Genomic DNA, 26,617 nt, shown 5'->3' on the forward strand with positions numbered 1-26,617 from the left:
CGTACGGGCCAGGTATTGCGTCACAACAACACCAACCCGTGCGGCTCACTCTGCGTTCCGGCTCAGACCGCGATCACTGTCGTACACCACGTCGTAACAGTCGGGGGCTCGGCGGGCCGAGGCCTTTTCCGAGCCCCCAGCGCTGGTTACGCGCCGCTCTCGCGCAGCATGTCCTCGCGCTCGACGATCTTCACGCGCTCGCGGCCCTGCGGCTCGCCCAGCGCCTTCTCGGCGGCGTCCAGCTTGTACCAGCCCTCCCAGGTGGTGAAGCGGACCTCGCGCTCGGCGAGGAACGCGTCCACGGCCTGCGGTTCGGGCGAGGCCGGCGTGTGCAGACGGCCGTTCGCATGGTCGGCCAGGAGGTTCGACACCGTCTCGTTGGCGTCGCCCTTGGTGTGGCCGATCAGGCCGACCGGGCCGCGCCGGATCCAGCCCGTGACGTACGTGGACTGGAGGTGCTCGCCGCTCTCCTGGATGACCCGGCCGCCCTCGTCCGGGACCGTGCCCGAGTCGAGGTCCCAGGGCAGCTTGGGCAGCCTGTCGGAGAGGTAGCCGACGGCGCGGTAGATCGCCGTGACGTCCCAGTCCTTGAACTCGCCGGTGCCCTTGACGTTGCCGGTGCCGTCCAGCGCGGTGCGCTCGGTGCGCAGGCCGACGACCTTGCCGTCCTCGCCGAGGATCTCGGCGGGCGACTCGAAGAAGTGCAGGAACAGCTTGTGCGGGCGGTCGCCGACGTCGCGGATCGCCCAGTTCTCCAGCGTCTTGGCGACCATGTCGGCCTGCTTGTTGCCGCGCCGCGTCGCGATCGAGCCGTCGTCGTAGTCGATGTCCTCGGGGTCGACGACGACCTCGATGTTCGGGGAGTGGTCCAGCTCCCGCAGCTCCATCGGCGAGAACTTCGCCTGCGCCGGGCCGCGGCGGCCGAAGACGTGCACCTCCAGCGCCTTGTTGGCCTTCAGGCCCTCGTGGACGTTGGCCGGGATCTCGGTCGGCAGCAGTTCGTCCGCCGTCTTGGCCAGGACGCGGGCCACGTCGAGCGCGACGTTGCCGACGCCCAGGACCGCGACCTTCTCGGCCTCCAGCGGCCAGGTGCGCGGCACGTCCGGGTGGCCGTCGTACCAGGAGACGAAGTCGGCGGCGCCGTAGGAGCCGTCGAGGTCGATGCCGGGTATCGCCATCTCGCGGTCGGCCGTCGCGCCGGTCGAGAAGATCACGGCGTCGTAGAAGGCGCGCAGATCGTCCAGGCTGATGTCGGTCGGGTAGTCGACGTTGCCGAAGAGACGGATCTGCGGCTTGTCGAGGACCTGGTGCAGGGCCGTGATGATGCCCTTGATGCGCGGGTGGTCCGGGGCGACGCCGTAGCGGATCAGGCCGAACGGGGCCGGCATGCGCTCGAAGAGGTCGATGGAGACACCGGGCTCGGCGGCCACATCGGACTTGAGCAGCGCGTCGGCGGCGTAGATCCCGGCGGGGCCGGCTCCGACAATGGCTACCCGCAGGGGGCGGGGCATGATCAGGTTCCCTTCGAGTGACGACAGATCGACTCGGGGGAAGCCTAAGCTAAGGCAAGCCTTACCCGGTACGCGGGTCCGGTCTATGAGCTCATAAACATCATTTATGAGCTGTCCGGGGTCGGCCGACCGGTACCACGTCCGTCGGACGGAGGGGCCAACCCGCCTCAGGGCAGCGGCTGTTCGGCCCAGATGACCTTGCCCGTCGGGGTGTAGCGGGTGCCCCAGCGGTCCGTGAGCTGCGCCACCAGGAACAGACCGCGCCCGCCCTCGTCGGTCATGGCCGCGTACCGCAGATGCGGCGAGGTGCTGCTGCCGTCGCAGACCTCGCAGATCAGTGTGCGGTCGCGCAGCAGCCGGACGCGCACCGGCCCGCTGCCGTAGCGGATCGCGTTGGTGACCAGCTCGCTCAGGATCAGTTCCGTCGTGAAGGACAGCTCCTCCAGGTCCCAGCGCGCCAGCTGCCGGGCCACCGCCGCCCGCACCTCGCCGACCGCGGCCGGCTCCACCGGCACGTCCCACTCGGCGACCCGGTCGGCGTCCAGCGCCCGGGTCCGCGCGACGATCAGCGCGATGTCGTCGCTCGGCCGGGGCGGCAGCAGGGCGTCCAGGACGGCCTGGCAGGTCTGCGCGGGCGAGCCGTCGGAGCCCCGCTCCAGGGCGGTGCGCAGCAGCTCCAGGCCGGTGTCGATGTCCCGCTCCCGGTCCTCCACCAGCCCGTCGGTGTACAGCACCAGCGAGCTGCCCTCGGCCAGCTCCAGCTCCACCGTCTCGAACGGCAGCCCGCCCAGCCCGAGCGGCAGCCCGGCGGGCACGTCGGGGTACTCGACCCGGCCGTCGGGATGGACCAGCGCCGGCGGCGGATGGCCGGCCCGGGCGATCGTGCAACGCCGGGAGACCGGGTCGTAGATGGCGTACAGACAGGTCGCCCCGGAGACGGGCGCGCCCGCGCCGTCGTCCTCCTCGTCCTGGTCGATGCGCGCCACCAACTCGTCCAGCAGCCCCAGGAGTTCCTCGGGGGGCAGGTCCAGCGCGGAGAAGTTGTGGACCGCGGTGCGCAGCCGGCCCATGGTGGCCGCCGCGTGCAGTCCGTGGCCCACCACGTCACCGACGACGAGGGCGACCCGGGTGCCCGACAGCGGCAGCACGTCGAACCAGTCGCCGCCCACGCCCGCCTGCGCCGGGAGATAGCGGTAGGCGATGTCCAGGGCGTTCTGCGCGGGCAGGCTGCGGGGCAGCAGACTCCGTTGCAGCGTGACGGCCATGCCGTGCTCGCGGGTGAAGCGGCGCGCGTTGTCGATGGAGATCGCGGCGCGCGCCACCAGCTCCTCCGCGAGCGTCACCTCGTCCGGGTCGAAGGGATCGGGCCGCTCCGAACGCCAGAAACTGACCACGCCCAGGATCAGCGACCCGGTCCGCACGGGCACGGTGATCAGCGAGTGGATGCCGAACTCCACGGCCTGCTCGGTCCGTTCGAGGTCCTGCGCGCGCCACCCCGACGACTCGGCGAGGCGGGCCTCCAGGACGGCCCGCTCACCCTGCAGACTGCGGGCCTGCGGGGCGGAGTCCACGAACCGCATCCGCTCGCCCACCACGTACAGCGGCGCGCCCTTGCGGATCCCGCTCATCGCCGTGCGCCGCAGCGCGCCCCGCGCCTCCGGCTCCTCGCCGTCCAGGACGGCGTCGAACAGGTCGACGGTCGCGAAGTCCGCGAACCTCGGCACGGCCAGCTCGGTCAGCTCCTCGGCGGTCCGGGTCACGTCCAGGCTCGTCCCGATGCCCACCCCGGCCGCGTACAGCAGGTCGAGGCGCTCGCGAGCCGACTCCGCCCGGCCCGACAGGGCGCGCAGCTCGGTGGAGTCGCGCAGGGTCGCGACGCTGCCGGCCGGTCCGCCCGCCAGGTCGGTGGGCCGCTGGTTGATCGCGAGCAGCCGGTCCCCGACCAGATGCACCTCGTCCGTGACCATTCGCCCCGAGGCCAGCAGCTCGGCGGTGTCCTGGTCGAGGCCCAGGTCGACGACCTGCCGGCGTTCGGCGTCCGGGGGCAGGTCGAGCAGCCGCTGCGCCTCGTCGTTGGCGAGCAGCAGGTCGCCCTCGCCGCCGACGATGATCACGCCCTCCCGCACGGCGTGCAGCACCGCGTCGTGGTGCTCGTACATGCGGGTCATCTCGCGCGGTCCCAGACCGTGGGTCTGGCGCAGCAGCCGGCGGCTGACCAGCGCCGTGCTCAAGGTGGCCAGGGCGAGGGCCACCGCGGCGCTGCCGAGGACGAGCGGCAGCTGCCGGTCGGCGGTGCCGCCGACGTGCTCGGTGGTGATGCCGGACGACACCAGCCCGACCACCCGCCCGTCGGACGCCTTCACCGGCACGACGGCCTGGACCAGCCTGCCGATGGTCCCGTTCACCTCCTCGACCACGACGCCGCCGTCCAGCGCGGGCTGGATGTTCCCGACGAACTTCTTGCCGATGCGGTCGGTCTTGGGGTGGGTGTAGCGGATGCCGTCGGTGTTCATGACGACGATGAAGTCCATGTCCGAGGCCTTGCGGGCGGCTTCCGCCCGGGGCTGGAGGACCGCCGTCGGATCCGGGCTCGCCAGCGCCTCGACCATGCCCGGCGCGTTGGCGAACGTCTCTGCGACGGCGAGGGAGCGGTTACGGGCCTCCTGGGTCGTGTCGTGCCGCACCTGGAGCAGCAGCGCCACCACGGCGGCCACGACCAGCACCAGCACGATGACGACCTGGAGGACGAACACCTGCGCGGCGAGACTGCGCCCGCCCAGCGCGGACTCGGGCGTGCGCCGCCCCCGCGGGCCCCGGGGACGACGGGCCGGCCGGGCATCCGAGCGCCCCAGGAGTCGGACCATGTGCCATGTCTACACTGCCCGGCCGCGTGAGGCGAGAGGCGTCACACAGGGGCACGGGCCGCGTCGTCGCCCTTGCCCTGTCCTCTCCATGGGGGAGCCGCGTCGCCGTCGCGCCGCGTCGCCAGCAGCAGGGCGATGTCGTCGGGCCGGTCCGCGGTCTGCCGCGCCATCGCGGTGAGCCGGTCCGCGACGTCCCCGAGGGAACGGCCCGGGGGAGTGTCGGCCGCGGCCAGCGCCTCGCGCAGGGCGGTGATGCCCTCGTCGATGTCGTGGCCCGGCCGCTCGACCAGCCCGTCCGTGTACAGGGCGAGGATCGCGCCCGGCTCCAGCCGCAGCTCCGTCACCGGGTAGTGGGCGCGCGGATCCACCCCGAGGACGACCCCGCCGGGCAGGTCCACGACCTCGGTGCGGCCGTCGGGCCGGCGCAGCAGCGGCGGCAGGTGCCCGGCGCGGGCCGCCCGGGCCACACCGGTGGCCGGATCCAGCCGGACGTAGCAGCAGCTGGCGAACTGACCTGGGTCCAGGTCGATGAGGAGATGGTTCGTGCCGCCCATGACCTCCTCCGGCGGCCGGTCGCCGAGCGCGAACGCCCGCACCGCGCTGCGCAGCTGCCCCATCGTGGCGGCCGCCTGTACCCCGTGCCCCTGCACGTCCCCGATGACCAGGGCCAGCCCGTCCCCGGCCTCCACGACGTCGTACCAGTCGCCGCCCACGTCCATGCCCTTGGTGCCCGGCAGATAGCGGCCGGCGGTCTCCACCCGCGGGTGCTGCGACAGCCGCCTGGGCAGGAGGGCCTGCTGAAGCCCGCGCGCGAGGGCGGCCTCGGTGTCATAGCGCTGGGCCTTCTCCATGGCGTGGGCGATCAGCCCGGCGAGCGCGGTCAGCACGGTGCGTTCCTCGGTGCTGAAGCCGCGCGGACGGTCGAAGCCGAGGATGCACGAGCCGACCGGGCGGCCCGAGGCGATCAGCGGGAGGAAGGCGCGGGCGCCCACCGGGGCGTCGAGCTCGATGCCCGGATAGGCGGCCGCCAGCTTCTGCATCGAGTCGAAGAAGAGCGGCCGTCCCGTGGTGAGCGTCTCCACGCCGGGCAGTCGGGCGTCCAGCCCGACCCCTTCGAAGGGGGCCAGGAAGCCCTCGGGGAAGCCCGACTCCCACGCCAGGTACAGATGCCGCTCGTGGAGCAGGTAGATGGCCAGCATGCGGCCGCCGAACGCGGGCAGCAGCTCCTGCATGACCACTGCCGACACCTGCCGGGCGGTCACCGCCTCCGTCAGCGCGATGGCCAGCACGATGGGCCGGTACAGGGGAGCGGTGGCGGCGGCGCCCGGCACCGGGACGTCGTCCGTGTCCACCGGCTCGGGAGCCGCGTCGTCCGGCACCCGGTTCGCCGGGACCGCCGTCCAGGTGACCAGATCCGCGCCGGGATACAGGGACATGCGCAGCCAGTCGCCCTCGTACGCCGCCGGGACGGCGGGCCGGTCGGCGACGGCGGGCAGCCGCACATGGAAGTGCGCGGGCTCCGGAGACAGCAGGGCGGCGCGCAGGTACTCCTCGTAGGTGCGCTGGTTCAGCAACGGCACGGCCTCCCACAGCGGCCGGCCGACCAGCCGGTCCAGCGGCACGCCCAGGAGATGCCCGGCCCGGGGATTGGCGTAGACGACGATCCCCAGCCGGTCGAGGCAGAACACGCCCACCGGAAGGAGGTCGGCGGCTCCCTCGGCGAGGGAGCCCGGGCCCGGGTCCAGGAGCACGCCGACGAGAGGGCGGAGCGGGGCGGGGGCGCCCGTCGGCCCGGGTCCCGAGTCCGTCGCCGCGCCGGTCGCCTCCCACAGATCCAGCAGCCGCAGCGCGCCCTCGGCGGTGCGCAGCTGGATCGGCAGCGGCGGGGGCCGCCCCTGGGCCGTCCGGCGCAGCAGGCCGGCGAGCCGATGGGCGTCCGTCGGGTCGAGGGCCCGGGTCAGGGCGTCCAGCGTGCCGTGGGCGTCGTCCGGGCGCAGTCCGAACAGTGCGCGGGCCCGCTCGTCCACGGTGACGGCGTCGGTCGCCGGGTCCCACGAGACGCGACCGACGCGCCCGGGGGCCGGTCCCGCGACCGGCGGCCGCACGCACAGCGGCTCGTCGTCCCAGGTGACGGCCCCGCCGTCGGCCCCCAGCCGCAGCAGGGCCGCGCCCAGCGTGTCCGCGACAGCCGTCAGCCGCTCACGCTCCGCCAGGATCTCCGCCGCGTCGCCCGCCGCCGGGCGCAGGACGGTGATCACCCCGAACGCCCGGCCGTCGGCCACGACGGGCACGTAGAGCGAACCGAACTGGAAGGGCAGCCCCGCCGCGAACTGGGGATAGCGGCGCATGCTCTCCGTGGCGTTGGCCAGCACCACCGGGATGCCCGTCCGGTGCACGTCGGCCACCGGGAAGGGCCGGTCCACGTTCAGCCGCCACCAGGGGCGGAACAGCTTCCCGGGCAGCCCCGCCAGGACCGCGAGGCGCAGCAGCCCGGACGTGCCCGAGCGCAGGTAGACGCCCCCGGCGTTGCCGCCCGCCGCCCGCAGCGCGTCCGCCACGACCTCGGTCAGCAGCGCGGGCGGCGGTCCGAACGGCTTCCGCTCGTCCCCGGCGCTCCCAGTCATCGGCCCTACCTCGTCCGTGCGCCGCCGCGTGTGCACACAGCAAGAATGCGCCACACCTGCCCGGATGTGCATCCGGGCAGGTGGCTCAGAGACCCGGGCCGGTCAGGCGGCGGTGGCGCGCAGGGTGCTCTTGGCGAGCTCGTACGCCGGGAGCATCGCGTCATGCTCGTCGGTGTCCAGACCGCCCAGATGCAGGACGACGGGACCCGCCGACGTCGTGACGGCGAGGGCGTGCTCCGTCTTCGACTCCTCCATGACCTTGCTCGTGGTCACGTACTCGACCTCCGTGCCGGTGAGGCCGCCCGCCTCGACCGTGCTGTACTTGGCTCCGCTCGCCTCCGGCTCGGCGGCGACGAAGGCCTCCAGCACGGAGCGCGCGTCCGCGTCGCCGGGCTTGCCGGTCCACACCCTCAGGAACCCGATCTTCCCCGCGGGCTTGGCGTCGATCTCGCAGGCCATGGTGACCGGGCCCTGGCGGGCGAACAGGTCGGCGAACTCGGCCAGGTCGCCGCCGGCGGCGGTCGCCTCCGTGGTGTCGACCGCCTCGGCCTTCCAGAACTCGGCGATGTCGAAGCTCACCGGAAGCTCGCAGGCGGAGCCGGTCGCCCCCACGGACCCGCCGCGCTTGGCGACCTTCCCCGACGTCTTCGCGGACGCCTTCGCCGACGCCCCCGACGCCGCGTCCGAGCCGGTGTCGTCGGCCCCGCAGCCCGTGACCAGCCCGGTCAACAGGGCTGCCAGCGTCAGCCCCCGCCCGACGTTCCCCACGTTCCCCACCCCAAAGCGCACCGCTGTGTCTCCTCTCGACGCCGGCGCGATGCCGGCGGGGCACTGTAACCGAGGAGGTCATGGCCCTCGCCACCGAGATTCGCCGCGGAAGAGCGACGTGCCGTCAGATCCGTGCGCGGCCCGGGAACGCATCGCGGCACGAGTCGGACCGCGCCGATCAGAGGGGCACACCGCGCCTGGCCGCACTGACCCGTCGCAGGCTCCTGGGCTCGGCCGCCGGCGCGCCGGGAGCCGCCGCGGCCCTCACCCTGCTCCCGCCGAGCGTGCAGCGGGGCCGTCGCGGCCGGACCGCCGCGCCGCGGCTCGCTCGCCGACGTCGAACACGTCGTCCTGCTGATGCAGGAGACCGGTCGTTCGACCACTGCTTCGGCACCCTGTCCGGGGTGCGCGGCTTCGCCGACCCCGACGCGCTCACCCTCGGCACCGGACGCTCCGTCTTCTACCAGCCCGACGCCGAGAACCCGAAGGGCTACCTGCTGCCTTCCACCTGGACACCCACACATCCAGCGCCCAGGCCATCCCGTCCACCGGCCGCTCCTGGTCGGTGCAGCACGACGTCTGGAACGGCCTGTTCGACCGTGTGCCGCCGCCGACCCCGCCCGTCGGCACGCCGGCGAGTTCGTCGGGGGCGGCTTCCGGGTGCCCGCGATCGTCGTCCCGCCCTGGACCGTCGGCGGCTGGGTGGCCACCGAGGCCTTCGACCACACCTCGACCCTGCGGTCCCTGGAGCGGCTCACCGGGGTCGAGGAGCCCAACGTCAGCGCCTGGCGGCGGGACGCCTTCGGCGACCTCACCTCCGCCTTCCGCTTCGCGGTCGCCAGCCCGCGCCGGTGCTGCCCGACGACACGGTGGAACAGCTGCTGAAGGCGCGGGCGGAGGTCGCCACCCTGCCCAAGCCCACCTTGCCGGGCGCCGAGCAGATGTTCCCGGCCCGGGAGACGGGCCGCCGGCCGCAACGCTGATCCTGGCCGCAACGCTGATCCTCCGGCTCCGGTCAGCCGTACGCGACCGCCTCGGGGGGTTCTGCGCGCGTAGACATCGGACTGCCCTGCGCGAGGAAGAACAGGGCGATGATGTGCAGGGGGTCCGGCTCCCGGTTCTCCGCCATGTGCACACCCCGCGGCCCCACCGGCTCGACGATGCACCCGCCGGCCGGCGTCACACACTCGGAGCCGTCCGCCAGGGTCCGGGTCAGCACGCCGGCCGTCACCACGGCGACGACCCGGCCCTCGTGGTAGTGCCAGGGCAGCGAACCGCCCGGCGGAATCGTGTAGTTCGCCACCGCGACCCGGGCGCCCTCGGGCATGGCCAGGGCGAGTTCTTCGGTGAGGACGCCGTCGGCGAGCAGGGCCGGCACGGGCTCGACGGTGGCCGGTCCGGCTGTGCGACGTAACCTGGCCGGGGTCATGTTCCGCTGGTCAGTGCGTTCCACAGAGGTGACACTAACCCACTTGAGTTACAGCGGCGTGACCGGGAGTCAGGCAGCCGACCTGCGGGACGAATGATCCTGCCGGGCCGTCTTCGCGTCTTCCTGGACGTGACTCGTACGAAACCTCGTGCGACGAGTGTTTGGGGTGGACCTTGAGCATCCTGCGTCCGGAAGTGGAGCGGCCGCACGACGACCGCGTGGAGCACGAGCCTCGCCACAGCCGTGCCGCGGCACCGGTGCGCCTGGCCGCGTTCGTCGGGCGGACGCTGCGGGACGAGTGGGACGGCATCGTCGTCGATCCGCTGCGGCAACTGCGCCGACGCGGGCCCGGGGCGCTGCTGCTGGCGTTCGTGGCCTGTGCGGGCGTGATCTTCTTCCATGCCATCGCCCAGCACCCCGCCGGCGCGGCGACGGTGCGGATCCTCGGCGGGGTCCAGGGCGACCTGCCGCTGTGGCTGGCGCTGCTGCGCACCCCGGTCTCCCTCTACGTCCCGGCCCTCGATCTGCCGGTGTGGGCGGGCCTCACCCAGCTTTTCCTCGCCTTCGCCCTGGCCGAGCTGGCCCTGGGCCGCCGCCGGACCCTGCTGATCGCCTACGCGTCCACCCTGGCCGGCACGCTCACCGTGCGGGTGATGCTGGCGATGGGGCCCGGCTGGTGGGGTCTCGGACTGCCGCCCGAGGCCGGCCGGGTGCTGGACACCGGGCCGTCCGCCGCGGTCGTCGGCCTCTTCACGTACCTGGCGGTCGTCCGCCGCGCGCCCATCGTGTTCACGCTCACCGGCGGCTCGATGGTCCTGGAGTCCGTCGCCAGGCCCAACCTCGCCGGCCGCGAGCATCTGATCGCGGTGGCCGCCGCCGTCGTCATGGGTCTGCTGCACGAACGCGCCCGCCGCAAGAGCCAGGTCACGGCCGCTTCGGAGGGGCTGGGCACGGTGCTCGCCTGAGATGTTGCTATGAATTCGTGCGGCGGTTGAACACTCCCGCATCCGGTTGCGTATGGGGCCGGGGGATCTCATGTCCGTGGCCGCCGACGACGCGTAGGAGCACTCCTTGGTACAGAACAGACGCAGACGCCAGACGGGCGGGCGGCGGGCGACCTTCGCTGCGGTCGCCCTGATTCTCGGCGGCGGCGGGCTGATGGCGGCGAACGTCTACGCCTCGGCCACCTCCAACGGCGAGGCGGTGGAGCTGACCGGAGGGGGCTCGGTCACCATCGACTGTCCCGACGTCGGCAACAGCCTCACCAGCGTTCCCGAGGGCGCCAAGCCCGAGGTCGACCGTGAACTCGCGCTCCTGGACGAACAGATTGCCGCCGCCTACCGGCAACTGCAGAGCCAGGCGCAGGCGGTACGGCAGGACCCCGGCTTCGCCGACAACGCGGTGATGAATCCGCTGAAGGAGAAGCGGGGCGCGACGATCGGCCGTATCGCCGAGGCCATCGACCGCGACGGCGACCGCCCGGACGGCGTGGACGCCCTGGCCGCCTGCTCTCTGCGCATCACCGAGGAGCAGAAGCAGCCGGAGCAGGACGGGCAGCCGGAGCAGGACGGGCAGCAGGGGCAGAACGCAGGCCAGGAACAGGGCTCGGCTCAGGAGTCCGGTCAGAACGGCCAGCAGGGCAACGGCGGCCAGGCCGGCAACGGTCCCGTCGCCGGGGACTACGTCGACATCAAGACCGCCCCGGCCACCCAGCAGCTCCCCGATCCCCGCTCGGGCCCCTCCCGCGGCACCTTCGTGACCAGCTGCGGAGTCAACGCCAACGGGCTGTTCAACTCCGACAACGTGATCGTCGCACCGGGTGTCACCAACGGCGCCCACCACTTCCACGACTACATCGGCAACCAGTCCAACAACGCCTTCGCCTCCGACGACGACCTCGCGAAGGCCGAGACGAGCTGTGTCGACCAGGGCGACAAGTCCACCTACTACTGGCCCGTCCTGCGCCTCCAGAACGGCACCCAGGAGCAGGACGCGAACAGCCCCGGCGGCGGTGTCGAGGGCAACGCGGGCGAGATCGTCACGGCCAAGCAGGTCACGCTGACCTTCGTCGGCAATCCGCGCTCCAAGGTGACCGAGATGCCCCGGCTGCTGCGCGTCATCACCGGTGACGCCAAGGCCTTCGTCAACGGCACGGCCAACGCCAACGCGTCCTGGAGCTGCACCGGGTTCGAGGACCGTCAGCTCAAGGACAAGTACCCGCTGTGCCCGGCCGGCAGCGACGTGGTGCGCACCTTCCGCTTCCAGAGCTGCTGGGACGGCGCCAACATCGACAGCGCCAACCACCGCACCCACGTGGCCTTCGCCGCCGCCGACGGCACCTGCCCGGCCGGCTTCGAGGCCGTTCCGCAACTGGTGCAGCGCATCGTGTACGACGTCGACGCGCCGAGCCTGAACGACGGCGGGAAGACCACTCCGCTGTTCGCGGTGGACTCGTTCCCCGAGCAGCTGCACAAGCCGGTGACGGACCACGGCGACTTCATCAACGTCTTCGACGAGAAGCTGATGCGGCAGATGGTCGACTGCATCAACGAGGGCCGCACCTGCGGAGCGGGCGCGGGCGACGGCGGCAACGGCGGCGACAACGGCAACGGCGACAACGGCGGCAACGGCGGCGACAACGGCGGCGGCGGCGACGGCGACGACAACGGTTCGGACGACGGTGGCCAGCAGCCGTCCCAGAGCCCCGAGGCGCCCGCGAGCGAGCCCGCGACCACCGCACCCGCCACCACCGACCCCGCCACCACCGCACCCGCGACCACCGACCCCGTCGACACCGAGCCCAACACGGGCAACGCCGGTGACGGCGGTGTCCCCGGCGCCGGCGGGCCCACCGTCGACACCAAGCCGTCGCCCAAGGCGGCCACTTCGGCGCCCGCCGCCGGATCGGGCGCGTCGGGCGGCGAGATCGGCACGCCCGCGACCGCTCCGCCGACCGTGTCCACCCCGGTGTCCACTCCGGCGCAGACAACGCCGCCGGCCGACACGGGCACCGGGACCCTCCCCGGCGGAACCGAACCGCAGGCGGTCCAGGGCGGCCTCGCCGAGACGGGCGCCAACCTGTGGCCCGGCGCTCTCGGCGCGCTGCTGGTGATCGGCGGCTTCGTGGTCCTGCGCCGCAGCACCCGAGGCAACTGAGCTCCGGCCAGGACAACGGACGAGGGGCCCGCCGCACCGCCGGCGGGCCCCTCGTCCGCGCCGTCCCCGCCCCGTACGGGTGCTCCCGCGCGCAAGAGACCGCCCCGACGCCGCAGCACGCGGTATACGTCGCTCGACTCGAACAGCGCGCGACGACGGGAGACCCATGAAAGACAGCGGGGAGCGTACCGGCGAACACCTGGGGGAGTACTACGACCTCGGCGGTCACGGCCGGTCCGTGACGACCTCGTCCCCCGAGGCCCAACTGTGGTTCGACCGCGGACTGGTGTGGTCGTACGCCTTCCACCACGAGGAGGCGGTCGGCTGCTTCGAGGCCGCCGTCCGCGCCGACCCCGACTGCGCCATGGCGCACTGGGGCATCGCCTACGCCCTCGGCCCCAACTACAACAAACCGTGGGAGTTCTTCGACGAGGAGGACCTGACGACGACCGTCGCCCGTACGCACGCCGCGGTCGAGCGCGCCCACGAGAAGGCCACGGCCGCCACCCCCGTCGAACGGGCTCTGATCGGCGCGTTGCGCGCCCGCTTCCCGCAGACCCGCCCCGCCGAGGACTGCGCGGCGTGGAACGAGCCCTACGCCGACGCCATGCGGGCCGTCCACGAACTCGCCCCCGACGATCTCGACGTCGCCGCCCTGTACGCCGACGCCCTGATGAACCTCACCCCCTGGCAGCTGTGGGACCTGCGCACCGGCGAGCCCGCCGAGGGCGCCCGCACCCGGGAGGCGAAGGCGGTGCTCGACCGCGCGCTCGCCGACCCGGCCGCGGCCCGGCACCCCGGGGTCCTGCACTTCTACATCCACCTCATGGAGATGTCGCCCACCCCGGAGGCCGCTCTCCAGGTCGCCGACCGGCTGCGCGGCCTGGTGCCCGACGCCGGGCACCTCCAGCACATGCCCTCGCATCTGGACGTGCTGTGCGGCGACTACCGGCGCGTCGTCGCGGACAACACCGCCGCGATCGCCGCCGACGAGAAGTACCGGGCACGGTCCGGAAGCATGAACTTCTACACCCTCTACCGGTCGCACGACTACCACTTCAAGATCTACGGCGCGATGTTCCTCGGCCAGTTCGGGACCGCCCTGGAGACCGTGGAACTCCTGGAAGCCTCCATCCCGGAGGAACTCCTGCGTGTGCCGAGCCCGCCCATGGCCGACTGGCTGGAAGCGTTCCTCACCATGCGGTTCCATGTGCTGATCCGCTTCGGCCGCTGGCAGGACGTCCTCGACGTGCCGCCGCCCGCCGACCCGGTCCTGTGCAGCGTGACCACCGCGATGCTCCACTACGCCCGCTGCGTGGCCCTCTCGGCCACCGGCCGGGTCCCCGAGGCCGAGGCCGAACGCGTCCTGTTCCACGCGGCGGTCGACCGCGTGCCCGAGACCCGCATGCTCTTCAACAACACCTGCCAGGACGTCCTCGCGATCGCGTCCGCGATGCTCGAGGGCGAACTGGAGTACCGCAAGGGCAACCACGACCTCGCCTTCGCCGCCCTGGAGCGGTCCATCGCACTGGACGACGCCCTCCCCTACGACGAGCCCTGGGGCTGGATGCAGCCCACCCGGCACGCCTACGGCGCGCTGCTGCTGGAGCAGGGCCGGATCGCGGAGGCCGAGGCGGTGTACCGCGCCGATCTCGGACTGGACGACACACTGCCCCGCCCGTCCCAGCACCCGGGCAACGTCTGGTCGCTGCACGGCTTCCACGAGTGCCTGGTCCGGCTGGGCAGGGACGCGGAGGCGCGGATCGTGGCCCAGCAGCTCAAGTTCGCGGCCGCGCTGGCCGACGTACCCGTCCGGGCCTCCTGCTTCTGCCGCCTCGACGCCGTCGTCGACGCGACCGCGGATGGCGCGGGCGTGGTCACGTCAGGGTGCTGCGGCATGGACAATTGACGGAGATCGTTGGCGCTTCAGACGCACGACAGGGAGCCTCGGAGCATGGCGGGCGCACGGTGAACGAGACACGTAGGACGAAATGGGCGCTGCCGCATCTGCGCCCGGCGCAGCTGGACGCCGTCGCCCGCGCGCGGGGCTGGGCCCGGATCGCGCTGGTGCTGGTCGCCGGCTGCGTCGCGGTGGTCGTGGCGGGCGCCGGTTCCGGCGGCTGGCTGATCCTGCTCGCCGGGTGCGCCCTGCTCGCCCTGGCGGGGGCGGGAGTCTGGTGGATGCTGGCGCACCGGGGCGGGCCCCGGCTGGTCGGCGGCCTGGTCGCCGTCACCGCGCCCGTGGGCGTGCTGGCGCTGTACGCGACCTCCGGCCTGTGGCCGGTCGCGGTGGGCGCGATCGCGCTGTGGGCGGGCGCCCTGGCCTCGGCCCGGGCCTCGCTGCGCAGCGTGCGCCGCCCCAAGGGCACGCACGGCCGCAAGACCATGCCGCCGAGCCGGCCGGTCCTGATCATGAACGTACGGTCGGGCGGCGGCAAGGTCGGCAAACACGGCCTCGTCGCGCACGCCGAGGCGCTCGGCGCCCGGGTGATCCTGCTCGGCACCGACGACACGTACACCGACCCGGCGGCGGAGGCCCGCAAGGCCATCGCCGAGGGCGCGGACCTGATCGGCGTCGCGGGCGGCGACGGCACCCAGGCACTGGTCGCGGCCGTGGCCGCCGAGCACGACGTGCCCTTCCTGGTCGTCGCCGCGGGCACCCGCAACCACTTCGCCATGGACCTCGGCCTCGACCGCACCGACCCCGTGCGCAGCCTGGACGCCCTCACCAACGGCGTCGAACTGCGGGTGGACCTCGGCGACGTCGGCGGCCGGGCCTTCGTCAACACCGTCTCCTTCGGCGCGTACGCGGAGATAGTGCAGAGCCCCGAGTACCGCGACGCCAAGGCCGCCACCGCCCTCGACCACCTGCCCGACCTGCTCCTCGGCGGTTCCGGCCCGACGCTGGACGTCCGCACGGACGACGCCCGTGTGCACGCGCCGCAGGCGCTTCTGGTCAGCAACAACGCCTACGCCCGCGCCGACCCGCTCGGCGGCGGCCGTCGCCCCCGGCTGGACGCCGGACTGCTCGGCGTGATCGGCATCCGGGTGGAGGGCGCGGCCCAGGCCGCGGAACTCGCCCTGCTCGGCGAGCGCGCGGGCAGCATCACCTCGGTGACCTCCCGGAGCGTCGTCGTCGAGGCCGACCGGGAGCGCATCGCGGTGGCCGTCGACGGCGAGGCGCTCGAACTGACCGCCCCCGTCGTGTGCACGGTACGGCCCGCCGCGCTGCGGGTCCGGGTGCCCCGGCACCGCCCGGGCGCCGCCTACGCGCCCCCCACGGTCGACTGGCGGCGCGTCTTCCGCCTCGCGCTCGGCCATCACGACCCCCGCACGATCAAGGAGGCCTACGATGTCTGACCGCCGCCCGAAGCTCCCCACCCTGCGCCTGGTCGGTGACCTCGCCACCCTGGACCAGGCGCTGTACGAGGCGGTCAGCGTGACCAGGACGCCGACCCTGGACACCGCGTTGCGCCGGTTGTCCGCGGCCGCCGACCACTCCAAGCTGTCCTTCGCGGTCGCCGCCGCGCTCGCCGTGCGCGGCGGCCGCCAGCGCCGCGCCGCCGCCATGGGCGTCGCGGCCATCGGCATCGCCTCCGCGACCGCCAACCTGCTGGGCAAGCAGCTCGTACGCCGGCCGCGGCCGCACCGCGCCGAGGACTCGCCGTTCCCGGGGCGGCATGTGCCGATGCCGCAGTCCGCGTCGTTCCCCTCCGGGCACACCGCCTCGGCCGTCGCCTTCGCCGCCGCGGTCGGCCCGACCCTGCCGGTCACCGCGGTCCCGCTGGGCCTGCTGGCCTGCGCGGTGGGCTACTCGCGGATCCACACGGGCGTGCACTACCCGGGCGACGTCGTGGCCGGCGCGCTGCTGGGCACGGGCTCGGCGGCCCTGGTCCTGGCGCTCGCCGCCCGCAACGAGGGCTGAGCTGCCCCTCCTGCCTGCCGTGCTACTCCCTGCCGCAGTGGAGGAAGACCTGCGGCTCGGGCACGGCCTCGGGATGGTCGGGGGTGAACAGCACGTTCTCCTCGGCCAGCACGGTCAGACCGGCTGCGGTCACCACGTCGACGAGATCCGGGCCGGCGAAGCTCGTGACCCGCACGGGCTGCCCCATGAACACCGCGTCGACGCCCTCCACGTCCAACGGCACGGTGGCGAGCGCGAGACTGCCCCCCGGCCGCAGCGCCCGCGCCAGCCCGCCGATCACCTCGCTCTGCTGCGCCCGCTCCATCTGGAGCAGCGAGAAGTACACGCAGACCGCGTCCAACGAGCCCGCCTCCAGCGGGAGTTCACGCACGTCGACGCAGCGGAAGGCGGCCTCGGGCACCTGGCGTGCGGCGAGGTCGACCATCACGGGGGAGACGTCGACGCCCAGTACGTCGTGGCCCGCGCCCGCCAGGGTCGCGGCCGTCGGCCGCCCGGTCCCGCTGCCGACGTCCAGCACGGAACTGCCCGGCGCGAGCCGCCCGAGCAGCCACTCCAGGGACCTGTGATGCGTCTCGGAGTGCGCGAACGCCTTCTCGTACACGGGCCCCAGCGCGTCGAACACCCGCGCCGCGCGCTGCCTGTCGTCCTCGCTCGTCACACCGGCCTCCTCAGTGGAAATCGCATTTTCCGCTACCGTGAGTAACATGGTCAAATCCTCTTGACGGGCCCTACTGGTGAGTAGCAAAGCCCCGGTCAATCGTCGTTCCGTTCGGAGGACCCCCATGCCCTCGCCCGAGGATGCCCTGCAAGAGGCCCGTACCGCCTACGAGGAGCACGCACGCGCGTGCCGACAGTGCCACTTCGACCGATCGCCCTGCGCCGTCTCCAAACTCCTCCTGCGCGCCTACAACAACGCCAGAAGGGCTCAGCCGCGCACGGACTCCGCGTCGCGCTGACTGAGTCGACACGCCTTGGCCGCTCACCCCGGCGCGGCCGTGGTCACCGTCAGGTTCCGGATCTCGTAGCCGCCGATCTCGTCCTTGAACGAGACCCGCGGCCGGCCGACCATCCGCAGACCGTCGAGCGCGAAGAGCCGGCTCAGCAGGACGTCCGCCTCCAGGACGGCGACCCCGGCGCCGGGGCAGCGATGAGCGCCGTCCCCGAACGCGAGCCCGGCCGCCCCCGCACCCTGCGTGAGCACCCGCCCCGGACGCAGGCGGCCCGGGGCGCGGCCCACCACCTCCGGGTCGGCGTTGGCCTCGTCCACGAAGACGGTGATCAGCTCACCGGCGCCGACCGACTCCTCCCCGACCCGCAGCGGCGCGGTGGCCCGCCGGGACAGGCGTCCGACGACGGGCTCCAGCCGCAGGATCTCCCGGAGCAGCTCCAGCCGCTCCGGCTCCTCGGCCGAGCGGTACCGCTCCAGCAGCCGCGGATCGTCGAACAGATGCCAGGCGGCGACACAGATGAACTCGCGCGTGGTGACCATGCCCGCCGCCGCGTACGTCAGGCACTCGCCGAGGATCTCCGCGTCCGAGCACCCCTCGGCCAGCAGATGCGAGATCAGGTCGTCCCGCTCCCGGCGGCGGTGCGCACGGATCGCGGGGCGGACGTCGGCGAGGTGGATGCGCAGCCAGTTGGAGTTCTGGCGCACCAGCCAGTACAGGCCCCGCAGGCTGGTCAGCCCCGGCTGCCCGAACTCCTCGGGGAAGAACCGCTCCAGCCTGGACTTCAGCCCGGGACGGCTGTGCGTCAGCCCGAGGATGTCGCTCACCACCTCGATCGCCATGGTGAAGCTCAGATCGGACAGTTGCGCCGTACCGGCGGCCCGGACCACCGCCACCTGCTCCTCGGCGACGCGCGTCATCAGCTCGCGGTAGTGCTCGTCCACGTGCCGGGGCGTGAAGAACCGGGCGGTCTGCCGCCGCTGCTCGCGGTGCCCGGGGCCGTCCTGGTAGAGCACGGGCCGACGGATGCGGGACGGCAGTTTCTCGACCGTCTCTATCCCGAGACCGGCCTGCACCGTCTCCGCGCCGCGCAGCACTTCACGGGCGGCCGCGTAGCCCCGCACCTCCCAGGTCCCGTCCGCGCCGCGGCGCACCGGGCATCCCGGCCGGGCGGGTCCGCGCTCGACCTTTCGCACGCTCTCCCGCGCGTCCCCCATCGGGCGTCCTCCGCTTCGCAGCACCGGACGCCAGTCTCCCTGCGACGCCCGTTCCGGCGATGCGCCAAAACCGGCCACGCGCGGCCCTGTCGGCGTGCGCCCTCACAGGGGGCGGACGGCGCCCCGCAGCGCGCCCTCGCCGAACGGGAGGATCGCCTCCTCGCGGATGTACGAGCCGGGGCCCGGCGCGTGGATCATCATGCCGTTGCCCGTGCACAGTCCGGTGTGGCTGAGGTCGTCGAAGAAGAAGACGAGGTCGCCGGGGCGCAGATCGGCCAGGCTGACCCGGGTGAAGTCCCGTGCCTGGTCGATGGCGGCCCGCGGCAGGGACACCCCGGCGGCCTTCCAGGCGGCCTGCGTGAGGCTGGAGCAGTCGTAGGACTCCGGCCCCGTCGCTCCCCACACGCACGGCCGCCCGATCTGGGCGCGGGCGAAGGCGAGCGCCTTGTCCGCCTTCCCGAGGTACGCGGTGCCGGTCGTGCCGGCGGTGACGTCGGTGGGGACGGCGACCGGGGGAGCGGTGGCCTGGGGGGCGGCGGCTTGGGGGGCGACCGCTTGAGGAGCGGCGGCCTGGAGGACGGGCTCGGGGAGAACGGGAACGGCCTGGAAACCGGCGCCGTTCGTCAGGAGGTCCGACGCCGGTGCCATGACGCCGAGTTCGGACGTCTGGTAGCCGGACGCGTATCCGGTGGGCGCTGCCGCGAAGGCGGAGGGCGGTGTGAAGCCGTCGAGTTCGGACGGCTGGTAACCGGACGGAGGGAAGGCGATCCCCGGTGCGGCCAGGCCGAGTTCGGGTATCGGCAGGCCGAACGGCGGGGTGCCGAAGCCGGGTTCCGGCGCACGGTAGTCGGGAACGGGCGCGGGGACCGCGACGTCGGGTGTCGCGAAGCCCGACGCGGGTGCGGCGAAGCCGAGTTCACCGGTGGACAGGAGGCTCTCCGGGCCGGCCGGGGCGGCTGTGCCGGGAGCGGCGGCGGTCGGCCGTCCGGCCCACGCGGCCGTGATCTCCGCCCGGAACGCCTGCTGTTCCGCCGTGTCCCAGGGCTGCTGGACCGGCTGCGGCTCGGCCGGCCGCGCCTCGACCACCGGCAGGACGGCCGTGGGCATGGCCGACGCGGGCACCGACTGCATGGCCTGGGTCGGCATCGGCTGGGGCTGCATGGCCTGGGTCGCCATGGCCTGAGGCTGCATGGTCTGGGTCGCCATGGCCGGGGCCGGCATGGCCTGGGTCGCCATGGCCTGGGGCTGCATCGGCTGTGCGAGGGCGCGGGCCAGTACCTCCCGGGCTGTGGCGAGCTTCCGGCCGTTCTGCTCCTTGGTGTTCTTGAGCGCGGCCTGCCGGTTCGCGGGAGCGGAGGCGGGCGAGGCCGGGGATGCGGGCGCGGAGGGCGCAGCGGGGAGGGCGAGTGCGGCCGGGGCCAGGGCCTTGGGCTCCTCCCGGCGCTGCTCGGGCACGGCGGGCAGCGCGGCGACGGCGCGGCCGGTCAGCTCGGGAGTCCGTCGGGTGGCGGCTTCCAACTCCCGTACCACGGCGCTCTCGGCCGGGCGCTCCGGGGCCTTCGCCGGGCGTTCGGCCCGGGCCGGCCGCGCGGGCTGACGATCGGCCGGCAGCACCGCGGGCGTGATCGGACCGACCTTGCTGCGCGCCGAGTCGAACCACTGCCTGGCCACCATTTCGAGCGACTGGTCGTCCGTCCCGCGCCCGCCGGAGCCGCCCTTGCGCGAGCGACTCGACGCGGCGCGCGTGGCGTTGTAGGTGCCCGTGTCGGTTTCGGCGCGGTCGTAGAGGGAACTGACCCGCTGTTGGATCTCCGCCCGGCTCGGCTCGTCGCTGCTGCCTGGGGAACGCGGGCTGCGATCCGTCGCCATGGAAGACGTACTCCTTCCGTGCTCCGCCCGCCAGTCGGCGGCGGAATCCGGGCGACCCCTGGTGCGGGTGCCCCAAGCCCCGTGCCCCGAAGGGCAGTCGAAACGGCTAGGCGTCAACCTAGCCAACATGTGTGACTGGTGTGAAGATTGAAGGGCCAAATGTCCGATACGTATTCGTGACCTTCGTCTCTCGCCGTCATGGACCGCGTCGGCGAACCGCCGTCATGACCTGCGGTCGCGCGCCTCGGTTTCGGAGTGCCCGACGCGGCCCGCCTCGTCCTGGGCGAGCAGCGAGAGCAGTGACGCCACGCTGAGTCCCGCCTCGGCGGGATGGCGCAGCACCTTGCCTGGCTCGATCCGGTAGGTGTTGCCGCGGCCCTCCCTGATGTGGGACAGATAGCCGTCCCGCTCCAGGTCGGTGATGATCTTCTGGACGGCCCGTTCGGTGAGCCGGCAGTGCGCGGCGATGTCCCGGATGCGGGCGCTGTGGTCGTCCGCGATGACCGCGAGCACGCGTGCGTGGTTGGTCAGGAACGTCCATCCGTTGTGTGATTCGGGAACTCCCTCCATGGGGTGATAGTACGTCCGGACTTTCACGTCTTCAAAGGTCGGAACTTCGTTTCATGTATCGGTTGACGTATGACGGACCGGGGGTGAGTCTTGAGGTGATGTGTCGAGTGACCGGGGGAGGCGGTCATGCCGGAACCTGCTCATGACGCGAACGCCGGAGGCGGCGATGGCCGCGTCGGACCGGAGGCGAGCGGAGCGCGCCCCGTCGGGCCGGCCACCGGGCCCGTGATCGGTGTCCGTGCCGACGGCGATCGGGTCGTCGTGGCGGTACGGGGCGAGCTGGACCTCGACTCGGCCGGCCGGCTGGAGCACGCGCTGCGTGCGGCGCTCGGCGGAGCGGTCGGCGGCGTCGATCTGGAGCTCGACGGTGTCGCGTTCTGCGACTGCTCCACGCTCAACGTGCTGCTAGACCTGCGCGCGCAGGGCCTGAAACAGGGAAAGACGCTCGCCGTGCGCTCGGCCGGTCCCGCGGTCGAACGGCTGCTGGCCCTGACCGGCACCGGCGCGCTGTTCGACGCCCCCTGTCTCGACGGCACACCGGCCCAGACCCCGGACGGCAGCGCCCTGGACGACCTGCGCATCGAGGTCGTCCAACTGCGGCGCGCCATGCAGACCCGCCCGGTGATCGACCTGGCCCGCGGCATCCTCATGGCGTCGTTCGGCCTGAGCGTCGGGGAGGCCTGGCGGGTGCTCGTCCTGACCTCGCAGAACACCAACGTCAAGCTGCACCACCTAGCCCGGGACCTGGTCCTGGCCGTGCGGGGCGCGCCGCCGACGGACGACGTCCAGGAACAGGTGGCCGCGGCGGTGGCCAAGGTCAGGGCGGAGGCCGCGCCGGACTGAGCCGCGGCCCGGCTCCGCTGCCGGGGACCGTGTCGGGTAGAACTGGCCGACATGCGTATCGACTACGATCCCGGGGCCCTCGGCGCGGGCGCCTTCTACCGGCTGCTCACCGCCGTCGTCGTGCCCCGCCCGATCGCCTGGGTGTCGACCCTGGCGGCCGACGGCACGACCGCCAACCTGGCCCCGCACTCGCTCTTCACCGTCGCCTGCACCGACCCGCCGATCGTCCAGTTCACCTCCGTCGGACGCAAGGACTCGTTGCGCAACGTCGAGGCCACCGGCGAGTTCGTGGTCAACCTCGCGCCGGAGGAGCTCTTCGAGCAGATCAACGCCACCGCCACCCCCTTCCCCGCGCACGAGGGCGAGTTCGACGCGGTCGCCATCGAGCAGGAGCCCTCGCTGCGCGTGAAACCGCCCCGCGTGGCCGCCTCGCCCGTGGCCCTGGAGTGCCGACTGCACTCGACGGTGGGCATCGGCAACTCCACGCTCGTCCTCGGCGAGGTCGTGCACGCCGCCGTACGCGAGGACGTCCTCGTCGACGGCCACCCCGACATCCGGCGGCTGCGGCCCCTGTCCCGGCTCGGCGGCAACGAGTGGGGCACCGTCGGGGAGATCCGCGATCTGGCCCGCGTCGCCTACCGAGACCGGCCGACCTCCTGACCGCCGGACGTCAGGACCGCCGGACGTCCTGCCCGGTCCGGCCGTCCGGCTCTATGATCGGAACATGACGAGATCCGTGACGAAGCGTGACGGCTCCAGCGGCTCCCGCTGCGCGACCGGCGTGGACCGTGCCGACGGCTCCTGGCGTTCGCTGTGGTCGAAGAACTCGGCGCTGTCGATCGCCTCGGTCGACTCGTTCCTCTCGATCGGCTCCGTGGGCAGCTCGCTGTCCGTCGCCTCCGTCGGCAGCTTCCTGTCCGTGGGGTCCGTCGGTTCCGCCGTGTCCTTCGTCTCCGTGGGCTCCTGGCTCAGCGCCAGATCGGCGCTGTCCGCCCACTCGATCGATTCGGTGCTGTCCTGGCGCGCCCGCGGCGGCGTCCGCGCGGCCGGTCCGGCGGCGGCCACGATCGCCGGGGCGGCCCTGCTCTACGCGTGGACCGCGAGCCGGGACCGCTCCTCGACGTGACCTCGAGCCGACCTCGCCGCTCGCCCCGACCGCTCGCCCCGACCGCGGTCCTCAGCCGGTCGGCAGCAGATCGTGCCGCGACTCGCGCCACTGGCGCGGGGAGAGCCCGTAGGCGGCGCGGAAGACGCGGCTGAAGTGGGCCGGGTTGGCGAAGCCCCAGCGCTGCGCCACCGCCGACACCGTGGGAGCCACGGCGTCGGACCGGGCCAGTTCGCGCGCGCAGCGCTCCAGACGGCGCTGTTGGATCAGCCGGGCGACCGTGACGCCCTCGCCCTCGAACAGCCGGTGGAGATAGCGCACCGAGATGTGGTGCGCCGCCGCCACGGTCTGCGGGGAGAGATCCGGATCGCCGAGGTTGCGGTCGATGTGGTCGCGGACGCGCAGCACATGGTGGTCGCCCGGGCTCCGCTCCCGCACCGTGGCCCGCCCGCTGCGCTGGTCGACCAGCGTGGCGAAGAGGTCCACGACGCCCGTGGCCAGCCTGGCGGCCACGGCCGGGGAGCAGGGTGGGACCGAGGAGGTCAGCGAGGTCACGAAGTTCACCAGCAGGGCGCTGAAACCCTCGGCCGCGGCGATCGCGGTCCCGGTCACCTGCCGCAGGTCCGCGACGGGCAGCCCCACCGCCCGGCGGGGCATGTGCACGACGTGGGCGGAGAAGCGCTGCGGAAAGTCCAGCGAATACGGCCGCGCGGTGTCGTAGACGACGAGGTCGCCTTCGTCGACGAAGGCGCGGCGGCCGTCCTGGATCAACGTGGCGGTGCCCGTGGTCTGGACGCAGACCGCCACGCAGCCCCCGGCGGTGGCCGCGGCGGCGGCCTCGGCGACCTGGGCCGGGGTGCGGCTCAGGCGGTGTCCGTCGGCCTCGACCGTGGAGATGCGCAGGTAGCCCAGCCGCTCGGTGGAGACCCGGCCCTCGAACGGGCCGTCGCCCCGCGCGGTGACGGTCATCGGCACCAGCGCTCTGCCCAGTGCGTCCTGCCAGTACGCGAGTCTCTCTCGCTCGGGAACCGAAGCAGTCGTCACCACCAGAGCCACCTGGCTCTCCTCTCCAGCTGTGCGAAACCGGCGGAGAGGCATCGGACAGCGGCCCGGTCCTCCCGCCGTCACCAGCCAACCAGCCGGCTCCGGCGGTCTCCAGGCAGGAAGCAGGCAGAAACGCGGACGGCGCCCGCCCGGCCCTGCGCAGTGCACCGCTGTGCGCTGAGGGAACAGCACGGTGCACTGTGGGACAAGACGCGGGGGATTCCGCGGGACAGGATGGGGGCACGGCGAGGGAGCCTCGCCCGTCGATGACGCGAGCCCGTCACCGTCCCGCCGCCCTCCCCGTGGTGCGGCGCCCCGGGGACGGGCGGGCGAGGTTCAGGGCGCGTCGAGACGGGCGAGGACGCCGCGTGCCTCGGCGACGCGCTGCGGGTCGGCGTCGAGACCGAGGGAGACACAGCGGGCGAAGGCCTCGCGGGCCTCCGTCGGCCGTCCGGCGGACAGCAGCGCGTTGCCCAGGTCGACGAGCTGGCGGCTCTCCATGGCCGTGTTGCCGCTCTCCCGCGAGATCGCCAGAGAGGTGTCGAAGTCGTCGACGGCCTCCGCCCACCGCCCCAGCAGGGCGTGGCAGGAGCCCATGCCCGAGTGGAGCTGGCCCCGGGAGAAGTCCGCGATGTGCGACGGCAGCCGGTCGCCGGCCCGGTCCACGAAGGCCAACGTCTCGCGGTAGGCGACGAGCGCCTTCCCGGGGTCGCCGCAGTCCTGGAGCACCGTGGCCTGCCCGTGCCGGGCCTGGAGGCTGCCCGGCAGATCACCGGCGGCCTCGAACAACGGGGCCGCGCGGTGCATGTGGTCGGCGGCCGGCAGATGGTCGCCGAGCCGGCGCAGCGCCCACGCGCGATAGAGGTGGGCCCAGGCCTGCTGCCGGGTGTCGGCGGCGCGCAGCGCGGCGGCGAGGGCCTCGGCGGAGCGGTCGAGACTGTCGTGCGGGCGGCCCTCGCAGGTCAGCAGCGCCCATGCGTGATAGTTGAGGTGCGTCGCCTCCAGGGCCGCGTCGCCCAGCGCCCGCGCGCTGCGGGCGGCGGTGCCGAACACCTCGGGCCAGTGTCCCCAGAAGATCCACTGGTCGGAGAACCAGTGCAGGGCCTCGGCCACCTCCACCACGGCCGTGTGCTCACCGGTGGCCGCGGCGGCGCGCAGGGCGGCGAGCCAGTTGACGCCCTCCGCCTGGAGCCATCCGCGCGCCCGGTCCGCGCTCGACAGATCGACCGTGCCCTGCCAGCTCGGCGGCGGGCTGCCGTGGTCCGGTTCGAACCAGCGGCCGGCCACGACCGTGGTCTCCAGCAGCCAGCGGTACAGCGCCGCCCGGGCCAGGTCGGCGTCCTGCGGGGACTCCTCGGCCTCGAGCCGGCTCCGGGCGTAGAGCCGCAGCAGGTCGTGGAGCCGGTACCGGTCTCCCGGCGCACCCAGCAGCCCGGTCTCGACCAGTTCCTCCAGCGCGTCCTCGGCGTCGAACAGCGGCTGACCGGTCAGCCGGGCGGCGCAGGCCGCGCCGACGTCCGGGCCGGGGACCAGGGCGAGACGCCGGAACAGCCGGGCGGCGGCGGGCGTCAGCTGACGGTAGGACAGGTCGAACGCGGCGGCCACCCGCAGGTCCCCGGCGGCCAGCGCGTCCAGCCGACGGTCCTCGACGGCGAGCCGGTCCGCGAGCCGGCGGACGGTCCAGCCGGTGCGGGTGGCCAGCCAGTTGCCCGCCACCCGTAACGCGAGCGGCAGCTGACCGCAGCGCTCGGCGACATCGGCGAGGGCGGCCGGATCGGCGGCGGCGCGATCGGCTCCGACGAGTGAGGTCAGGAACCCGGCCGCCTCCGCGGGGTCCAGTTCCCCGAGCGGCAACCGGTGCACGCTGTCCAGGCCGGTCAGCATCCGCCGGCTCGTCACCACGACCATGCCCGCGCCCGCGGCCGGCAGCAGCGGGCGCACCTGGCTCTCGTCACGGGCGTTGTCCAGGACCAGCAGACAGCGCCGCTCCGCCAACAGCCGCCGGTACAGCGCGGGATGACTGGACGGCCCGGCCTGCGCCAGGTCCCGGTCGGCCACCTGAAGGGCCTTCAGCACGTTGAGCACGAGTTCGGCGGGACCGGGCGGATCGTCGTCCGTGCCGCGCAGGTCCAGGACCAGCTGCCCGTCCGGGAAACGGTCCGCGAGATCCCGGGCCGCGTGCAGCGCCAGCGTCGTCTTGCCCGTGCCCGGCGGACCGCACACCGCCACCACCACCGGCTGGGCCCCGGCCTCGTGCGCCGCGAGCTCCGTCAGCCGCGCCAACTCCCGTTCCCGGCCCACGAAGTCGTCCACGCCCCGCGGAAACGCCCGAACGCCCACCGGGCTGTAGCCCCCGGCGCGCCCGGCCCGGGCCGCCGTCAGCAGCCGCTGCCGCAGGGCCTCGTCCAGGCCCAGACCGTCAGCGAGCGCGGCGACGGTCCGCCGCTGGGGAGCCGCCCGCCGTCCCCGCTCCAGATCCCCGATGCCCCGCACGCTCACGCCCGACGCCTCCGCCAGACCCTCGATGGTCTGCGACGCGGACAGCCGCAACTCCCGCAGCAGCGCCCCGAACGCCGTCCGCTCCCCGCTCAACCCCGCCCCTTCGCTCCGACATGCCCCCGCCGTCGCCCCCGAGCATGATCATCCGAATTCTAGTGCCGCGGCAGGCAACGTTTGCCCGTCAAGGAGCGGCGTCCGGTGCGTGCTCTCGGTGTGCCGGCCGGAAGTCCTCGTACTGGACGTACT

At 73.4% G+C, this 26,617-nt stretch carries 20 protein-coding genes and 1 pseudogene; 10 read left to right on the forward strand and 11 right to left on the reverse strand.

Features of this window, described 5'->3' with window-relative positions; genetic code table 11:
• Positions 1-146: 146 nt before the first annotated feature.
• The 4 genes from AB0J04_RS37650 to AB0J04_RS37665 all read right to left on the reverse strand — a co-directional run bounded on the left by AB0J04_RS37650 (position 147) and on the right by AB0J04_RS37665 (position 7,767).
• Positions 147-1,511, reverse strand: a complete 1,365-nt coding sequence (locus AB0J04_RS37650) for an FAD-dependent oxidoreductase (protein WP_363173126.1) — start codon at positions 1,509-1,511, stop codon at positions 147-149.
• A gap of 167 nt (positions 1,512-1,678) precedes the next feature.
• On the reverse strand, positions 1,679-4,375 hold the full coding sequence (locus AB0J04_RS37655) for a SpoIIE family protein phosphatase (RefSeq protein WP_363173127.1): 2,697 nt from the start codon (positions 4,373-4,375) through the stop codon (positions 1,679-1,681).
• Between the two features lie 41 nt (positions 4,376-4,416).
• The gene (locus AB0J04_RS37660) at positions 4,417-6,999 is read right to left on the reverse strand and encodes a SpoIIE family protein phosphatase (protein WP_363173128.1); all 2,583 of its coding nucleotides are present in this window, start codon (positions 6,997-6,999) and stop codon (positions 4,417-4,419) included.
• 102 nt (positions 7,000-7,101) lie between these two features.
• Positions 7,102-7,767 carry a lipoprotein gene (locus AB0J04_RS37665; protein WP_363173130.1) on the reverse strand — a complete coding sequence of 222 codons (666 nt, stop codon included), beginning with the start codon at positions 7,765-7,767 and terminating at the stop codon, positions 7,102-7,104.
• 197 nt (positions 7,768-7,964) lie between these two features.
• Between AB0J04_RS37665 and AB0J04_RS37670 the strand changes: the two are divergent.
• A pseudogene (locus tag AB0J04_RS37670) lies at positions 7,965-8,750 on the forward strand (alkaline phosphatase family protein).
• Positions 8,751-8,782: 32 nt separating this feature from the next.
• On the opposite strand, the gene AB0J04_RS37675 reads toward AB0J04_RS37670, so the two are convergent.
• A complete protein-coding gene (locus AB0J04_RS37675; protein WP_363173131.1) occupies positions 8,783-9,220 on the reverse strand; it encodes a cupin domain-containing protein in 438 nt (145 codons plus the stop codon).
• Between the two features lie 194 nt (positions 9,221-9,414).
• Between AB0J04_RS37675 and AB0J04_RS37680 the strand changes: the two genes are divergently transcribed.
• The 5 genes from AB0J04_RS37680 (at position 9,415) to AB0J04_RS37700 (ending at position 16,277) form a co-directional block, all read left to right on the forward strand.
• Complete coding sequence (locus tag AB0J04_RS37680; RefSeq protein ID WP_363173145.1) at positions 9,415-10,161, forward strand: hypothetical protein; 747 nt, start codon at positions 9,415-9,417, stop codon at positions 10,159-10,161.
• Between the two features lie 193 nt (positions 10,162-10,354).
• Positions 10,355-12,352, forward strand: a complete 1,998-nt coding sequence (locus tag AB0J04_RS37685) for a DUF1996 domain-containing protein (RefSeq protein WP_363173146.1) — start codon at positions 10,355-10,357, stop codon at positions 12,350-12,352.
• A 166-nt stretch (positions 12,353-12,518) separates the two neighbouring features.
• Positions 12,519-14,261, forward strand: a complete 1,743-nt coding sequence (locus tag AB0J04_RS37690; protein WP_363173133.1) for a hypothetical protein — start codon at positions 12,519-12,521, stop codon at positions 14,259-14,261.
• Between the two features lie 149 nt (positions 14,262-14,410).
• Positions 14,411-15,712: a diacylglycerol kinase family protein gene (locus AB0J04_RS37695; protein ID WP_363173147.1), complete on the forward strand. Its 1,302-nt coding sequence runs from the start codon at positions 14,411-14,413 to the stop codon at positions 15,710-15,712.
• Positions 15,705-16,277 carry a phosphatase PAP2 family protein gene (locus AB0J04_RS37700; RefSeq protein ID WP_363173134.1) on the forward strand — a complete coding sequence of 191 codons (573 nt, stop codon included), beginning with the start codon at positions 15,705-15,707 and terminating at the stop codon, positions 16,275-16,277. The genes AB0J04_RS37695 and AB0J04_RS37700 overlap by 8 nt, the downstream gene beginning before the upstream one ends.
• A 22-nt stretch (positions 16,278-16,299) precedes the next feature.
• Here AB0J04_RS37700 and AB0J04_RS37705 read toward each other — a convergent pair whose 3' ends face one another.
• A complete protein-coding gene (locus AB0J04_RS37705) occupies positions 16,300-16,935 on the reverse strand; it encodes a class I SAM-dependent methyltransferase (protein WP_363173135.1) in 636 nt (211 codons plus the stop codon).
• A 124-nt stretch (positions 16,936-17,059) separates the two neighbouring features.
• On the opposite strand from AB0J04_RS37705, the gene AB0J04_RS37710 reads away from it, so the two are divergent.
• A complete protein-coding gene (locus AB0J04_RS37710) occupies positions 17,060-17,233 on the forward strand; it encodes a hypothetical protein (protein WP_363173136.1) in 174 nt (57 codons plus the stop codon).
• Positions 17,234-17,256: 23 nt separating this feature from the next.
• On the opposite strand, the gene AB0J04_RS37715 is transcribed toward AB0J04_RS37710, so the two are convergent.
• The 3 genes from AB0J04_RS37715 to AB0J04_RS37725 form a co-directional block, all read right to left on the reverse strand.
• A complete protein-coding gene (locus AB0J04_RS37715) occupies positions 17,257-18,441 on the reverse strand; it encodes a cytochrome P450 (protein ID WP_363173137.1) in 1,185 nt (394 codons plus the stop codon).
• A 102-nt stretch (positions 18,442-18,543) separates the two neighbouring features.
• Positions 18,544-20,310 (reverse strand): NlpC/P60 family protein, encoded by a 1,767-nt coding sequence (locus tag AB0J04_RS37720; protein WP_363173138.1) that lies wholly within the window; start codon positions 20,308-20,310, stop codon positions 18,544-18,546.
• A gap of 222 nt (positions 20,311-20,532) precedes the next feature.
• Positions 20,533-20,880, reverse strand: coding sequence for a helix-turn-helix domain-containing protein (locus AB0J04_RS37725; RefSeq protein ID WP_363173139.1), 348 nt, complete (start codon positions 20,878-20,880; stop codon positions 20,533-20,535).
• Positions 20,881-21,006: 126 nt separating this feature from the next.
• Here AB0J04_RS37725 and AB0J04_RS37730 point away from each other — a divergent pair, with 126 nt between their 5' ends.
• The 3 genes from AB0J04_RS37730 (at position 21,007) to AB0J04_RS37740 (ending at position 22,849) form a co-directional block, all read left to right on the forward strand.
• Entirely contained in the window at positions 21,007-21,723 is a 717-nt protein-coding gene (locus tag AB0J04_RS37730) for an ANTAR domain-containing protein (protein ID WP_363173140.1), read from the forward strand.
• Between the two features lie 51 nt (positions 21,724-21,774).
• The gene (locus AB0J04_RS37735) at positions 21,775-22,383 is read left to right on the forward strand and encodes a flavin reductase family protein (RefSeq protein ID WP_363173141.1); all 609 of its coding nucleotides are present in this window, start codon (positions 21,775-21,777) and stop codon (positions 22,381-22,383) included.
• Between the two features lie 64 nt (positions 22,384-22,447).
• On the forward strand, positions 22,448-22,849 hold the full coding sequence (locus AB0J04_RS37740) for a hypothetical protein (RefSeq protein WP_363173142.1): 402 nt from the start codon (positions 22,448-22,450) through the stop codon (positions 22,847-22,849).
• A 51-nt stretch (positions 22,850-22,900) separates the two neighbouring features.
• Here AB0J04_RS37740 and AB0J04_RS37745 read toward each other — a convergent pair whose 3' ends face one another.
• Both AB0J04_RS37745 and AB0J04_RS37750 read right to left on the reverse strand, forming a co-directional pair.
• On the reverse strand, positions 22,901-23,884 hold the full coding sequence (locus tag AB0J04_RS37745) for a helix-turn-helix domain-containing protein (RefSeq protein WP_363173143.1): 984 nt from the start codon (positions 23,882-23,884) through the stop codon (positions 22,901-22,903).
• A 324-nt stretch (positions 23,885-24,208) separates the two neighbouring features.
• On the reverse strand, positions 24,209-26,464 hold the full coding sequence (locus AB0J04_RS37750; RefSeq protein ID WP_363173144.1) for a tetratricopeptide repeat protein: 2,256 nt from the start codon (positions 26,462-26,464) through the stop codon (positions 24,209-24,211).
• Between the last annotated feature and the right edge of the window lie 153 nt (positions 26,465-26,617).

The organism is Streptomyces sp. NPDC050263 (genome assembly GCF_040655955.1).
In the GTDB taxonomy this organism is placed as follows: domain Bacteria; phylum Actinomycetota; class Actinomycetes; order Streptomycetales; family Streptomycetaceae; genus Streptomyces.